We start from the raw sequence: 13,421 nt of genomic DNA, 5'->3' as shown, positions 1-13,421 counted from the left end.
GCAGGCGCTGCGGAAGAAGATCCACGACATCCTCGACGACATCTACCGCGAGGCCGAGGACACCGACGAGGCGGTCGGCGGCCCGATGGTCGGCGTTCTCACCAGGCCGGTCGGGACGGCAGACCGCCTCCCGCGGGATCCCGGGTGGCCTTGCCGCTCGTGCGGAGGACGGTTCGAGGTGAACGGCGATGTGCCACGGAACCGGATTCGGGTCTGGTCGCGGCGCGACGGAGGACGGCTCAAACAGACGCCACCACCGGAATCAGATCTGGACGCGGCGCAACGAAAGCCGGCCCAAACAGACGCCACCACCGCAATCAGATCTGGGCACGGCGCAACGAAAGCCGGCCCAAACAGACGCCGCACCGGAATCAGATCTGGGCACGGCGCAACGAAAGACGGCTCAAACAGACGCCGCGGGTTGCGCGGAGGCTGTGCGCCGTCTGACCGCCACGACGAGCAGGACGGCAAGCAGCACGGTGGCGAGCGGGGCGCCGGGGAACTTGACGAACCGGGCCAGGCCGCCGCCGTCCGGCAGCACCGAGAACGCGCACGCCACGGTGACCAGCATGATCGGCTTCGTGCGGACGGTGGTGGCGGCGAGCAGGGTCAGCGGCCAGAGCACGTACCAGGGGTGCAGGACCGGGGCGAACAGGACCGTCGCGGCCAGGGCGAGGGCCGCGCCGTGCAGAGCCGCCCGCGTGCGGTCGGGGTCGCGGTGGGCGCGCCACCACAGGCACACCAGGGTGGCGGCCAGCAGGGCGACCGCGACGGCCCGGACCACGGGCACCGCGTCGAAGCCGGGGTGCACGGTCCGGCCCAGGTAGGTCGCGGTCATGCCGACCGCGGTGGGCGGTGAGGTGAACTGGACGAGCGAGGCGCCGACCCCGGTCGCCGGAATCCAGCCCCACCCCAGCCCGCTGGCCAGGCTGACGGTCGTCAGGGCGGCGGTCACACCCCCGGCCACCAGGGTGAAGGGGCGCGCCAGCGGCCGGGCGGCGGCGGTCACGGCGGCGAGCCATCCGGTGGCCGGGTTCGTGGTGGGCGGCGGTCCGGCGGCCAGGACCGCGAACGGGACGATCACCAGGGCGGTCAGTTTCACCGAGATCGCCAGGCCGAGCAGCGCGCCCGCGGCGAGCAGCCAGAGGGCGCGTGCTCTCGCGCGTACGGTAAGAAGGAGAGCGGCCACCGCCGCGCCGAGCATGATCGCGTCGTTGTGTGGCGCGCCGAGCAGGTGGGCGCCGACCAGCGGCCCGGCGAGAGCGAGCCAGAGAGCCCGCTGCGGCGGCACGCCGCAGCGGCGTGCCAGCGTGGGCAGGCCGACGGCGACCGTCACGATTCCGGCGAGCGCGATCAGCCGGAACATCAGGATGGCGCCGGTCAGGCCGCCGCCGACCGTCACGGCCGCGGCGGCGATCAGGATGAAGAGCGGGCCGTACGGGGTGACGGTGTCCCGCCAGTTCGTCGAGACGGTGTCGATCCAGGTGCAGGGCAGCGCGCCGACGCCGTGCCGGTACGGGTCGGCGCCGTACTGGAACATCTGTCCCTGGCAGGCGTAGGAGTAGACGTCGCGGCTGCCCATCGGCGGCGCCGCCAGGAACGGCAGGGTCCACAGCGCGGCGGTGACGAGAACCCAGCGGACCGAGAGGTTCCGGTCGCGGCCGGACCACCAGGCGTACGCGTGCAGTCCCGTCCCCACCAGCCAGCAGATCAGGATGGCCGGCCCGTAGGGTCCTCGGGCCACGCTCGCGGGTGTGGCGCCGAGATCGGCGGCGGGCAGGGCGCCCCCGAGCCGTCCGGCGATCACCAGCAGCACCGATCCGGCCAGGCCCAGGTAGCGGATCACCGTCGACGACACGCCCACATTGTGGGGTCGCACGGTGAACGGGCGGCGGCGGGGGCCGGACCGGCGGCCCACGTCGTGGAGACCGGCGGGATCAGCGCAGCACCCGGTACGTGATGTGAGTGACCAGTGAGGCGGCCCGTGAGCCGGTCTGCTCCAGCCGCAGCGGCGGGACACCGTCGAACAGCCGCTCGCCGGCGCCGATCGTGAGCGGCGAGACGTTGAGCGTCAGCTGATCGATCAGTCCCGCGGCGAGATACTGGTTGACCGTCGACGCCCCGCCCGCAATGGTGATCCGCCCGTCGCCGGTGATCTTCCGGGCCTGGTCGAACGCGTCATGGATGCCACCGGTGACGAAATGGAAGGTCGTGCCACCGGCCATCGGGAGGTCCTCGCGGGCGTGGTGGGTGAGCACGAGGACCGGCTTGTGGTAGGGCGGGTCGTCACCCCACCAGCCGGTCCACGACAGGTCCCACTCGCCGCGGACCGGACCGAACATGTTGCGGCCCATGATGTACGCGTCGGCGGCCAGATTCGCGTCGATCTCGGCCCGGTTCTCCTCCGGCGTCTCGAACATCCATCGGTGCAGTTCGCCGGCGGGCCCGTCACCGAACGGCCGCTCGGCGGTCTGGTTCTCTCCCGCCACGAACCCGTCGGCCGACACCGTGATGGCAGCGGTCACGAACGCCATGGTGGCTCCCTCTCAACCGGTTGCGAATTGCAACCGACAGTAGACTGCAATCGGTTTTACGGGAACGAGGTCGCCATGTCGAACACCGAGGAGCACCGGTCCGGGTGCCCGATCAACCTGTCGCTGGAGGTGCTGGGCGACAAATGGTCGCTGCTGGTCATCCGCGACATGATGTTCGGCGACCGCCGCCACTTCCGGGCGCTGCTCACCCGGTCGGAGGAGGGCATCGCGTCGAACATCCTGGCCGACCGCCTCCAGCGCCTCACCGCGCTCGGCATGATCACCTCGGCGCCGGATCCCGGCCACCGGCAGCGGATGCGGCTCAGCCTCACCGAGCCGGCGATCCAGCTGGTGCCGGTGCTGGCACACCTCGGCGCCTGGGGGCGGCGTCACCTGCCGGTGACGCCGGAGCTCTCGATCCGGGCCGAGCTGCTGGAGCGCGGAGGACCCCCGTTGTGGGAGCGGTTCATGGACGAGTTGCGCGAGACACATCTCGGCATTCGGCGTAGGCCGGGGTCGCCCTCGGTTCTGGCCGAACTGACCGTCGCGTACCGGGCCGAGGCGGCGCGGTACGCGGCGAGCGGCGCCGGCACGCCGGGGGACGGCGGCCGGGCCGGGTAGGCCGGCACAGCGGCTCGCGGGGTGTGGGCCGCGCGTCCACCGATTGTTCCGGCGCGATTCGATCCGACTTCTCCGTACGGGTGTGTCCGTTCCCAGATGGCAGTCCACCTTGTTCAGCTGGTCGTGTGCGCTGTCTCAGGGCGTTCGGGACAGCGCACACGACCGGCCGGGACCACCGGCGAACGGGAATCGGGGAGGTTCCGGGGAGATCCGGTGCGGGGCCATTCCGGCGCCCGTCCCGGTTCTCCAGGATCATCGGATGCTTCGGAGAATTGGTCCACTGGTGGTCGCGATCGTGCTGCTGGTGTCTTGCGTGGTGGGGCGTGCGCCGGTTCGTACGCCTTCGTCGTTGGACCCGGCATGAGCCCCACCGAGCCGCCTGCGGCGAGCGACTTCTCCGGCGCCTGGTGCGGCACGCCCGGCGACCGGCTGGTTCTCACCGGCGGGACCTTCCCGGTCGCGCCGATGTCGCCCGCGCTCGCCGGCCTGATCAGCCACCGCGTCACCACACCGGGCCCGGTCCGGTCCCCGCGCCGGGACGATCCACCGCCGGTCTCCGGTTCCGGCCTTCGGGCGGTGTACGAGGACGACGGTTACGTCGGCCTCGATCTGGACTGCCGGCGGCTCGGCCGGGCCGGCGTCCTGAGCGAGCCACTGCATCTCGGCGTTCACCCGGCCGGGCCCTATCTGGACTCACTGACGTTCACTCGCTGTGAGCGTGCCGGAAATTCCCATAGAACTCTCAGCCGAACACAAGGCGAGACACCCTCGTAACAATGTCGAGACTCTTGTAAAGTGCACAACCGCACCGATCCGGCCGCGAAAGATACGGACTTAGACGATGCTCAATCGCACGGTCATGTTCGCCAAACAGCATGCGCCCGAATCCGTGCGCGTCCTCGCACGCCGGGCCCAACTCGAGGCACACAACACCCGGCTTCGGCTCACGGTGCCCGTGGCCGACCGCAGCCCATTCGAGAACATCTACCACTGCGCGGTTCGCAAGACCGCCAGCCAGTGGATCAAATCGCTGCTCAGCGACCCGATCGCGTACCGCCACTCCGGACTGCTGACCTACGATCCCCGCTTCTACAACTGGAGCCATCCGCGAGTCTGCCCGCCGAACCGGATCGCGTTGTCGCTGTTCTTCTCCCGTAAACGTTTCGACACCATGCCGAAGCCGGCGGCTTACCGCGCGTTCTTCGTCTATCGCGATCCGCGGGACCTGGTCGTGTCGAGCTACTTCTCCACCAAGGACTCGCACGGCCCGATGGGCGATGTGCTGGAGGTCCGGCGAAACCTGCGGGAGAAATCGAAGAAGGACGGTCTGCTTTACCTGGTGGACCATCTCGCCCGTAAGGGCACGTTCAACGCGGTGCGGTCCTGGGTGAAGGCGCCGGCCTCCGCGGAGATCGAGTTGTTCCGTTACGAGGACCTGGTCGGCCCGGAGCAGGCCGCGCAGGTCGACCGGCTCTTCCGGCATTGCGGGATCACCGTCCCGCCCGCCGAGATGGCGACGCTGCTCGACCGGTACAGCTTCGGCCGGATGAACGAGAAGAAGGGCGCGGGCAAGGTCTCCCACTACCGTAAGGGCGAGGCCGGCGACTGGCGCAACCACTTCGACGACGACATCACCGATGCCTTCAACAGGGCGACCGGCAACCTGCTCACGCTGCTCGGTTACGACGCCGGCTCGGAGACCCGCCGCCCGGCCACCAGGTAGGGCTCCCCGGCGCGCTTGCGGCGATGCGCCGAACCCTGCCGACGGGCGACAAGGGCGCATCAGTCCGTTTCGCGTTTCTCGTTACGGTCTGCCGGGTTATCCGTGAACGCACGGTGAACCGGGCCTTGACACGACCCTACGTAACGGTACTGTCGGCTGAGCGTGAGCACGCACGCCTCGTCGAAGGGGGAGGACATGGCCAAGAAGTCGAAGAAGTCCAAGAAGGACAAGAAGAGCAAGAAGGACAAGAAAAAGTGATCGAGCTGGGCCGCCGGGGACTTCGGCGGCCCAGCTCCGCTTCAGCGCGACGCCGGCCCGGGGCCGGCGATCAGGGCGCCGTGCGACCGCCCCGGTCGGCGCACGGCGCGGCTCACGTGCGCTGGCGCAGCAGCGGCGGGTGCAGGAGAGTGGCGGGCCCCCGGCGGAAGAGCTGGGCGGGGCGGCCACGATCGCGGGTGACCGTGGCGCCGGTGGGTTCGATGAAGCCCTCGGCGCCGGTGACCTTGCGGTGGAAGTTGCGGGGGTCGAGCCGGGTGCGCCAGACGGTCTCGTAGACCGCGCGCAGGTCGGCGACCGTGAACTCGGGTGGACAGAAGGCGGTGGCCAGCGGGGTGTACTCCAGCTTGGCGCGGGCCCGTTCGAGGCCGTCGGCAAGGATGCGCCCGTGGTCGAAGGCCAGCTCGCCGGGGGCGATCCCGGTGACCGGGCGCCAGGCCGCGCCGGCGGCGTCGCTTCCCGCCGTAGGGGCCGGCAGGTCGGGCAGCAGCGCCAGGTAGGCGACGGTGACGACCCGGCCGCGCGGGTCCCGGCCGGGCGTACCATACGTCGCCAGCTGCTCGAAGTGGCCGCGCCGCGGGTCCAGACCGGTCTCCTCGCGCAGCTCGCGGGCGGCGGCCTCGTCGAGGTCCTCGCCGTCGCGGACGAACCCGCCGGGCAGCGCCCATCGGTCCCGGTAGGGCGGGATGCCTCGGCGGATCAGCAGCACCTGGAGCTCGGCCTGCCGGATGGTCAGCAGCACCAGGTCCACGGTGACCGACACCACGGTTCGCGTCATGTTGACGATAATAGCGGCTGTGAATTATCGTCACCTCGACGAAAACAACGGCGACTGAAGGACGGCCGAACATGGCTGACGTGACACGACGACTCCACCTGCGGCACCTGCGCGGGGCCCCGGCCAGCTGGGTCAGCCACACCGTCAAGGGGCGGGTCAAGCGCTCCGGGACCGGGCTGTCGTTCTGGTACCGGCCGTTGACCGCGGTGCTGTCCGAGGTTCCGGTCGACGACCGCGAGCTGCCGCTGCTGTTCCACGCGCGGACCGAGGACTTCGCCGACGTCACCGTGCAGGCGACGATCACCTACCGGTTCAGCGATCCGGCGGCGGCCGCCGCGCGGCTCGACTTCTCCATCGACCCGTACCGGGGGAAGTGGCGCGGGCAGCCGCTCGACCAGGTGGCCACGCTGCTGGCCGAACTGGCGCAGCAGCCGGCACTCGACGTGCTCGCCCGGGTTCCGCTCGGCGAGGCGCTGACCAGCGGGATCGCGCCGGTCCGGCAGTCGGTCGCGGACGCGCTGGCCGGCGACCCCCGGCTCAGCGAGACCGGTGTGTCGGTGGTCAGCGCCCGGGTGGTGGCGATCCGGCCGGAGCCGGACATGGAGCGGGCACTCCAGACGCCGACACGCGAGAAGGTGCAGCAGGACGCCGACAAGGCGACGTACGCCCGGCGCGCGCACGCCGTACAGCAGGAACGGCAGATCGCCGAGAACGAGCTGCAGAGCAAGATCGAGCTGGCCCGCCGGCAGCAGGAGCTGGTCGAGCAGCACGGCGCCAACACCCGGCGGGAGGCCGAGCTGGACGCGGAGACGCAACTGGTCGCCGCGAAAGCCGACGCCGACCGCAAGGAGATCGCCAGCATCGCGGCCGGGGAGCGGACGAGGCGGAGCGCCGTCACCGAAGCCGAGGCCACCCGGGCGCGCGACGAGGCCCGCGCGGCCGGCGCCCGGATCGTCGGCCTGGCGGAGGCGGAGGCGGAGGCCGCGCGCCTGGCCGCGTACCGTGATCTGCCGCCCGAGATCCTGCAGGCGCTCGCCCTCAAGGAGCTGGCCGGGCACCTGCCGTCGGTGAACGAGCTGACGATCACCCCGGACGTGCTCACCAAGCTGGTCGGGCGGCTGGGCCGATGAGCGGCACCGAGGCGGAGGTGGCGCCGTGAGCGGGCTGGCGCCCCGGGCGGTGGTCGTGTCGCGGCGCAGCGAGCTCGACGAGCTGCTCGCCCGGCACGGCACGCTGGGCGCGGCCGCGTACTTCCTGCGCCAGCGGGGCCGCGATCTGGACGAGGTGACCGCCCGGCACGAGGCGCTGCGCGCCGCGCTCACCGAGGTGGGCGCGGCGGTGCCGGCCGACTGGCGCCGGGGCCACGTGGAGCGGACGGACCTTCCGCGGTTCCTGTTCGCGCCGGAGGACGTGGTGATCGCGGTCGGTCAGGACGGGCTGGTCGCGAACGTCGCGAAGTACCTGGACGGGCAGCCGGTGATCGGGGTGGACCCGGAGCCGGGCCGCAACCCGGGAGTGCTGTCCCGGCACCGGGCCACCGCGGTGGCCGCGCGCCTGCGGGACGCCGGCCCGCGGGCCGAGGAGCGGACCATGGTGGTCGCCCGGCTCGACGACGGCCAGGAGCTGTACGGGCTGAACGAGGTCTACATCGGTCACGCCGGCCACCAGTCGGCACGCTACGTGCTCACCACGCCGGACGGCGCCCGGGAACGGCAGTCGTCGTCCGGCCTGATCGTCGGCACCGGAACCGGGGCGACCGGCTGGTGCGCGTCGATCGCCCGGGAACGGTCCTCCGCGCCGACCGCGCCGGCGCCCGGCGACGGGACGCTGTGCTGGTTCGTCCGGGAGGCGTGGCCCTCCCCCGCCACCGGGGTCAGCCGGACCGCCGGCCTGCTCACCGCGTCCGCCGAGCTGGAACTGACCAGCGAGTCGGAGCGGCTGGTGGTCTTCGCCGACGGGCTGGAGTCCGACGCGCTGGAGCTCTCCTGGGGTCAGCGTGTCCGGATCGCGGTGGCCGATCGCCGCCTGCGACTGGTGTGAGCCGCGTCAGGCGAGAAGCGCCTCGCGCATCTCCTTGCCCGGGTTGAAGCCGCCGACGACCCGGCGGCCGGAGGGATCCCAGACGTCGACCGTGTTGTTGCGGCGCATCTGCTCCCGGATCGGGGAGGGCAGCGGAGGCGGGTCGGGCATGGCGGCGCGGATGTCCCGGGCCGTCGCGATCAGCCGGGCGGCGAGGGTGGCGGAGTCCGCGTCGGGGACCACGCCGCCGTACTCCCAGCCCGCCGTGACCAGGTCGAGCAGTTCCAGAACGTGGGTGAGCACCGGTTTCGGGTCGACGATCCGGACCAGCTGCTGCGCCTGCTCTCCGGCGACGGTCACGGCCGCGATCGTCTGCACGTACGGATGGAACGCGCCCGCCGGCACCGCGGTCAAGGGTGAGCGGAGCCGCGTGCCGGCGCTCTGCCACGTCCAGCGATAGTCGCGCCGCTCGACCGGGAGACCCTGGGCGGCCAGCGCCGCGAACGCGGTGTCCGCGGACTCCCGCAGCACCATGGCCGCCACGATCAGGCCGTCGTCACCGTCGAGCAGCGCGGCCGCCTCGGCGGCCCGGCCGGCGAACGGGCCGGGCGCCTGACCGCCGAACCGGGCCCGCAGTTCGCGGAACAGCTCCTGTTGACGGCCGGGGTCGGTCTCGGCCTGCCGCTTACCCGCCCCGAACCGGAACCACCGCATGTCGCCTCGTCTCAGCCGCGTCGAAGATCGCGCAACATCGTAGTCGCCGTGCCGGGAAACGGGCGCCGGGAGGCCCGCGTCCACCGGCGGGGCCTCCCGGCGCCACCCGCACCCCTCAGATCACGGCCGGGCCCAGCTGGCCGGTCACGTCGCCGTGGGCGGCCCGGACCCAGCCCTTGCCGGCCACGCGCAGGTGGAGCGTACGCATGAGGGCCTCCCGCCGGTCCGCGGACATCGACCGGCTCCCGGCGTGCCGCGCGATCCGCGCCAACGGGGCCGCGTCGTCCAGGTCCTCCGGCCGCGGCGGGACGCCGGACTGCCGGGCCCGGCGCAGACCGGACTGCATGCCGAGCACCGCGATCGGCGCGACACCCAGTTCCCGCTCCAGGTAGTCGCGGTCCACCTCGTCGGCCACCTTGTTGCCGACGACGGCGACGGCGTCCGCCACCCCGGCCGCGGCGGCCAGATCCCGGTAGCGCCGGGCCACCGACACCGACTCCGGCGTCGGCTCGGCCACCACCACGATCACGTCGAACTGGGCGTGCAGCGAATTCGCGAACGCGTCCGTCCCGGCGACCATGTCGCAGACCACCCAGCCGTCGACGGCCGGATCCAGGTGGGAGAGCAGATTCTCCAGGATCGCGAGATGCCCGTGGTAGCAGCCGGAGCCGATGTCCCCGGGCTCGTAGGTCCCGACGTGCAGAACGTGCGCCCGGTCGTCGAGCCGGGCCGCGTGCCGCGCCAGAACCGGGTCCTCCGGATCCAGCGTGACCAGCCGCGACCCCGGCCCCGGCGGGGTCGTCGCCACGAAGTTCTCCACCCCGGCGATCCGGGTGTTGCCGCCGAGCAGATGCGTGCGCACGGCGCGCGCGTTGTCCGGGTGCGACAGCGCGTCCTCGGCACGCGCGGCCACCCCGAGCAGGGGCGCGAGATGCACGTTGACGTCCGCGTCGACGGCCAGGACCCGGTGCCCGGCCGAACGCAGGTGCTGCACGAACAACGCCGCCAGCGTGCTCTTACCACTGCCACCCTTGCCAGTGAAAGCGATTTTCATTTGCATGAAGGTAAGGATGGCACGGCCTCAAGGCAAGCACCGCCACAACCTTTCATTCCGGTACGCCTGCCCGTCCCGCCGTGGGCAGCCGGCGATCCCACCGCCGGGTCACGCCCGTGCCGCCCGTTCCGGGCTGAGCTGCCACCCCCGCCCACGGCCCGGCGGGCACCGCACCGGCCTCAGCCTCGTCACAGGCACGCCCGTCCACGATGGCGGCATGCGAGCGGTGATGTTCGAGAGGTACGGACCACCCGAAGTCCTCAGACAGGTCGATCTGCCGAAGCCGGCGCCCGGCCGGGACCAGGTGATGGTGCGGATCTTCGCCACCACGGTGACCTCGGCGGAGTGCGGGATGCGGCGGGGCGAGCCCCGCTGGGGACGCGTCATCCTGGGGCCGGTCCGGCCACGCAAGGGCGTCCGGGTGCTCGGGCTGGAGTTCGCCGGAGAGGTCGCCGCGGTAGGGCCGCGGGTGACCCGGTACCGGGCCGGGGACCGGGTGTTCGGATTCACCGGGTTCGCGGTGGGCGCCAACGCCGAATACAAATGCCTCGCGGAGAACGCCTCCATGACACTGATGCCGCCCGGACCAGGATTCGCGGAAGCCGCCGCCAGTGTGGACGGGTTCACCACCGCATGGCACTTCCTGCGCCGGCTCGGGAAGATCCGGGCCGGGGCGCGAGTCCTGGTGATCGGGGCTTCCGGGAGCATCGGGACGTTCGCGGTACAGCTCGCGGCCCGAGCCGGGGCCGTCGTCCACGGGGTGTGCGGCACTCGCAACGTGCAACTCGTCGAGTCGCTCGGGGCGGTCCGGGTCTTCGACTACTCGGTGGAGGACTTCGCCCGCAGCGGCGAACGCTACGACATCGTGTTCGACACCGTCACCCGCAGCTCCTTCCAGGTGTGCCGGGCGGTCCTGGCCACCGGCGGCTGCTACCTGCCGACCACCGGCCTGATCAACAACGTGCTCCAGGCACGGACCGCGATCACCGGCGGGCCGCGGGTGCGGACCGGGATGTCGGTACACAAGCACGAAGCCCTGGCCGAGCTGAGTGAACTGCTCGGCCGGGGCGAGCTGCGGGTGGTGATCGACCGGATCCACCCGATGGCGGAGATCGTCGAGGCCCACCGTTACGTCGACACCGGCCGCAAGACCGGCAACGTGGTGATCACCGTGGCGGACGGTCAGTGAGCCCACTTCTGGTGTGACGCGCCGGAGCACTCCCAGATCTGTGCGGCCACCCCGTCGGCGGTGCTGGCCCCGGGAACGTCCACGCACTTGTCCGCCCACAGATTGACCAGGTCGTAGGCCGCGTTGTAATTCCACTGCTGGGCGATCGCGCCGGTGCACGGGGCCAGCCGCACGATCGTGCCGTCGCCGGTGGCGCCGATCTGCGCACACTTGCCGCGCACCCGCAGCGTGCCGTCGGATCGCCAGTCGAACATCTGCCCGGCGCTGCCGTCGCACGCCCACAACTGGACCTGGCCGGCGGCGGCCGGGGCGTGCAGGCAGGTACCGGTGCCCATGCTCCGGAACTCACGCCCGGTGACCGCCGCCGTCGGCGAGGCCTTCACGCTCGGCGACCCGGTCCGCTTCTTCGTGGGCGGCGTGCTGGAGCCGGCCGGCCGGGCGCTCGGGGACGCGGCCGGCCGGGAGCGGCCGGGCCGGGCGGTGCGGCTCACGGTGGGTGCGCCCGCCCCGCCTGCCACGCCCGGCGACGACGCGACGACGGCCGTCTCAGGCCGCGGGTCCGCAGCGCCCATCAGGGTGTACGCGGTGAGCGCGGCCGCCGTCAGGACCACGGCGAGCCCGGCCGCTACGGCCGGTTTGCGCCGGGAGGCCGGCCGGCTGCCGGGCAGCGTGGTGGACCGGGCCGGACCGGTCTCACCTGCGGCCGGATTCGGGCGGGGGACGGTCCCCGGCACGGGCGGGACCGGTCCGGCCGGTGTCACGGAGCCGACGAGGCCGCCCGGGGCCGCGGGAGGCGGCGCGGGGAACGGCCCACCGGCGGCTCGCGGGGCGGGAAACGGCACCGCGGCGGGCGGCCCGCCCGGGGCCGTGGGCGCGGGAAGCGGGACTGCGGCGGGCGGCCCGCCCGGGGCCATGGGGAGCGGCGCGGCGGCGGACGGCCCGCCCGGGGCCGTGGGTGCCGTAAGCGGCGCGGCGGCGGACGGCGGGGCGGGAAGCGGCACCGCGGCGGACGGACCACCGGGGGCCGTGGGCGCGGGAAGCGGGACTGCGGCGGACCGCGGGCCGGCAAGCGGCGCGGCGGCGGACCGCGGGCCGGCAAGCGGCGCGGCGGCGGACCGCGGGCCGGCAAGCGGCGCGGCGGCGGACCGCGGGGCGGCAAGCGGCGCGGCGGCGGGCGGCCGGGTGACCGCTGGCTTCGGGGTGGCGAACGTCGGCTCGGTGTAGACGGGCAGACCGGACGGGAGCGGCTGGTCCGGTGTGGTGGCGGCGAGCAGGAGCCGGCGTGCGGTCTCCGCGTCGGCGCGTATCGCAGGGTCCCGTTGCAGCAGGGCGGTCAGGGCGTGCCGCAGGGCGCCGGCCCGGTCCGGTGGGTCGGGCAGCTCGGTGGCGAGCGCGGCCAGGGTGGCCATCGGCGACGAGCGGACGTAGGGCGGCCGTCCCTCGACCGCGGCGTAGAGGGTGGCGCCGAGTGACCACAGGTCGGCGGCGGGGCCGATCTCCCCGTCGAGGGCACGTTCCGGCGCCAGGTACTGAGGTGATCCGAGGACCACGCCGGTGCTGGTCATGCTCGAGTCACCGGCCGAGGTGGCGAGACCAAAATCGGTCAGAACGATCCGGCCGTCGCGGGCGAGCAGGACGTTGCCGGGTTTGACGTCGCGGTGCAGCAGCCCGGCCCGGTGCGCGGCGCGCAGGGCGGCGAGGACGCCGAGGCCGATCCGCGCGACCCGGTCGGGCGCCATCGGCCCGTCGTCACGGACGGTGTCGAACAGGGAGCGGGACGGGACCAGCTCCATGACGATCCAGGGGTCGCCGTCCCGGAACACCACGTCGAAGACGCGGACCACGTTGGGGTGGTCCAGCATGGCGATCGCGCGCGCCTCGCGAATGGCGCGCTCCCGAAGGATGCGCAGCTCGGAGACGGTGAGGCCGGCGGGCGGGACGAGCTCTTTGACGGCGACGTCGCGGTCGAGCAGCCCGTCGCGGGCGGCCCAGACGCGGCCCATGCCGCCCTGGCCGAGCTGGCTTACCAGGCGGTAACGGTCTGCGATCAGTGGCGAGCGGTCGTCGGGCACTGCGGCACGGTACCGGCGCGGGAGGATTCCCCGGTGTTACGCCGGAATCGGCGAGTCGCCCGTCCATCGGTTGCCGGCCGGCGGCTCCCGCCCGGATCAGTGCTGGTCGGCGGGGCACACGGGACTGGGCGGAAACGGTCGGACCGCCCCTGATCCGGAATGTATGACTTTCACCACGAGGTGATCGAGGGCCGGACGGCCGCCGGGTCGGTTCGCGGCCCGGCCACGGCCGTACCGGGATCGGCCGGCGTCACCAGGGCGCCGCGGTCGGCGTACCGGGAAAGGGTTTGTGGGTCGGGACGTGGGCCGAGGCTGATCACGAAGGCCGTGGCGAACTCGGCGCCGAGAATGCGCCTGCGGGAGTCGGGCGCGGGCGAGGGACGGCGGGTGGCCGGGACGGAGACCGGGAAGGTCATCTGTGTCATGCGGGAAGCTTGACCG

At 72.8% G+C, this 13,421-nt stretch carries 13 protein-coding genes; 6 read left to right on the top strand and 7 right to left on the bottom strand.

What is annotated here, in order from left to right:
- Positions 1-403 precede the first annotated feature (403 nt).
- Complete coding sequence (mptB, locus tag AB0I88_RS35795) at positions 404-1,858, bottom strand: polyprenol phosphomannose-dependent alpha 1,6 mannosyltransferase MptB (protein WP_361035283.1); 1,455 nt, start codon at positions 1,856-1,858, stop codon at positions 404-406.
- A 79-nt stretch (positions 1,859-1,937) separates the two neighbouring features.
- The gene (locus AB0I88_RS35790; protein ID WP_361035280.1) at positions 1,938-2,534 is read right to left on the bottom strand and encodes a dihydrofolate reductase family protein; all 597 of its coding nucleotides are present in this window, start codon (positions 2,532-2,534) and stop codon (positions 1,938-1,940) included.
- A gap of 75 nt (positions 2,535-2,609) precedes the next feature.
- On the opposite strand from AB0I88_RS35790, the gene AB0I88_RS35785 reads away from it, so the two are divergent.
- The 3 genes from AB0I88_RS35785 to AB0I88_RS35775 all read left to right on the top strand — a co-directional run bounded on the left by AB0I88_RS35785 (position 2,610) and on the right by AB0I88_RS35775 (position 4,878).
- The gene (locus AB0I88_RS35785) at positions 2,610-3,155 is read left to right on the top strand and encodes a helix-turn-helix domain-containing protein (RefSeq protein ID WP_361035277.1); all 546 of its coding nucleotides are present in this window, start codon (positions 2,610-2,612) and stop codon (positions 3,153-3,155) included.
- Between the two features lie 360 nt (positions 3,156-3,515).
- A complete protein-coding gene (locus AB0I88_RS35780; RefSeq protein ID WP_361035274.1) occupies positions 3,516-3,929 on the top strand; it encodes a hypothetical protein in 414 nt (137 codons plus the stop codon).
- 67 nt (positions 3,930-3,996) lie between these two features.
- Positions 3,997-4,878 carry a sulfotransferase domain-containing protein gene (locus tag AB0I88_RS35775; protein ID WP_361035271.1) on the top strand — a complete coding sequence of 294 codons (882 nt, stop codon included), beginning with the start codon at positions 3,997-3,999 and terminating at the stop codon, positions 4,876-4,878.
- Between the two features lie 370 nt (positions 4,879-5,248).
- Here AB0I88_RS35775 and AB0I88_RS35770 read toward each other — a convergent pair whose 3' ends face one another.
- A complete protein-coding gene (locus tag AB0I88_RS35770; protein WP_361035268.1) occupies positions 5,249-5,932 on the bottom strand; it encodes an NUDIX domain-containing protein in 684 nt (227 codons plus the stop codon).
- A gap of 71 nt (positions 5,933-6,003) precedes the next feature.
- Between AB0I88_RS35770 and AB0I88_RS35765 the strand changes: the two genes are divergently transcribed.
- Both AB0I88_RS35765 and AB0I88_RS35760 read left to right on the top strand, forming a co-directional pair.
- Positions 6,004-7,062, top strand: a complete 1,059-nt coding sequence (locus tag AB0I88_RS35765; RefSeq protein WP_361035265.1) for an SPFH domain-containing protein — start codon at positions 6,004-6,006, stop codon at positions 7,060-7,062.
- Positions 7,063-7,087: 25 nt separating this feature from the next.
- A complete protein-coding gene (locus tag AB0I88_RS35760) occupies positions 7,088-7,972 on the top strand; it encodes a hypothetical protein (protein ID WP_361035262.1) in 885 nt (294 codons plus the stop codon).
- Between the two features lie 6 nt (positions 7,973-7,978).
- Here the strand turns inward: AB0I88_RS35760 and AB0I88_RS35755 are convergent, their stop codons facing one another.
- Positions 7,979-8,665 carry a hypothetical protein gene (locus tag AB0I88_RS35755; protein ID WP_361035259.1) on the bottom strand — a complete coding sequence of 229 codons (687 nt, stop codon included), beginning with the start codon at positions 8,663-8,665 and terminating at the stop codon, positions 7,979-7,981.
- 115 nt (positions 8,666-8,780) lie between these two features.
- Positions 8,781-9,719, bottom strand: a complete 939-nt coding sequence (locus tag AB0I88_RS35750) for an ATP-binding protein (RefSeq protein WP_361035256.1) — start codon at positions 9,717-9,719, stop codon at positions 8,781-8,783.
- Between the two features lie 217 nt (positions 9,720-9,936).
- Between AB0I88_RS35750 and AB0I88_RS35745 the strand changes: the two genes are divergently transcribed.
- Positions 9,937-10,908 (top strand): NAD(P)-dependent alcohol dehydrogenase, encoded by a 972-nt coding sequence (locus tag AB0I88_RS35745; protein ID WP_361035253.1) that lies wholly within the window; start codon positions 9,937-9,939, stop codon positions 10,906-10,908.
- Here AB0I88_RS35745 and AB0I88_RS35740 read toward each other — a convergent pair.
- Together AB0I88_RS35740 and AB0I88_RS35735 are read right to left on the bottom strand one after the other, a co-directional pair.
- Positions 10,902-12,980, bottom strand: a complete 2,079-nt coding sequence (locus tag AB0I88_RS35740) for a protein kinase (RefSeq protein ID WP_361035250.1) — start codon at positions 12,978-12,980, stop codon at positions 10,902-10,904. The genes AB0I88_RS35745 and AB0I88_RS35740 overlap by 7 nt on opposite strands.
- 170 nt (positions 12,981-13,150) lie before the next feature.
- Positions 13,151-13,405, bottom strand: coding sequence for a hypothetical protein (locus tag AB0I88_RS35735; protein WP_361035247.1), 255 nt, complete (start codon positions 13,403-13,405; stop codon positions 13,151-13,153).
- Positions 13,406-13,421 lie beyond the last annotated feature (16 nt).

This window comes from Actinoplanes sp. NPDC049802 (genome assembly GCF_040656595.1).
Lineage (GTDB): Bacteria > Actinomycetota > Actinomycetes > Mycobacteriales > Micromonosporaceae > Actinoplanes.
Note: the sequence above shows the minus strand (reverse complement) of the source record. Positions and strands in the feature narration are given on the sequence as shown.

Excerpts from the sequence above, each read along its gene's own strand:
- AB0I88_RS35775 (WP_361035271.1), top strand. The coding sequence starts at position 3,997 with ATGCTCAATCGCACGGTCATGTTCGCCAAACAGCATGCGCCCGAATCC.
- AB0I88_RS35765 (WP_361035265.1), top strand. The coding sequence starts at position 6,004 with ATGGCTGACGTGACACGACGACTCCACCTGCGGCACCTGCGCGGGGCC.
- AB0I88_RS35755 (WP_361035259.1), bottom strand. The coding sequence starts at position 8,665 with ATGCGGTGGTTCCGGTTCGGGGCGGGTAAGCGGCAGGCCGAGACCGAC.
- AB0I88_RS35785 (WP_361035277.1), top strand. The coding sequence starts at position 2,610 with ATGTCGAACACCGAGGAGCACCGGTCCGGGTGCCCGATCAACCTGTCG.
- AB0I88_RS35780 (WP_361035274.1), top strand. The coding sequence starts at position 3,516 with ATGAGCCCCACCGAGCCGCCTGCGGCGAGCGACTTCTCCGGCGCCTGG.
- AB0I88_RS35750 (WP_361035256.1), bottom strand. The coding sequence starts at position 9,719 with ATGAAAATCGCTTTCACTGGCAAGGGTGGCAGTGGTAAGAGCACGCTG.
- AB0I88_RS35790 (WP_361035280.1), bottom strand. The coding sequence starts at position 2,534 with ATGGCGTTCGTGACCGCTGCCATCACGGTGTCGGCCGACGGGTTCGTG.
- AB0I88_RS35770 (WP_361035268.1), bottom strand. The coding sequence starts at position 5,932 with ATGACGCGAACCGTGGTGTCGGTCACCGTGGACCTGGTGCTGCTGACC.
- AB0I88_RS35745 (WP_361035253.1), top strand. The coding sequence starts at position 9,937 with ATGCGAGCGGTGATGTTCGAGAGGTACGGACCACCCGAAGTCCTCAGA.
- AB0I88_RS35735 (WP_361035247.1), bottom strand. The coding sequence starts at position 13,405 with ATGACACAGATGACCTTCCCGGTCTCCGTCCCGGCCACCCGCCGTCCC.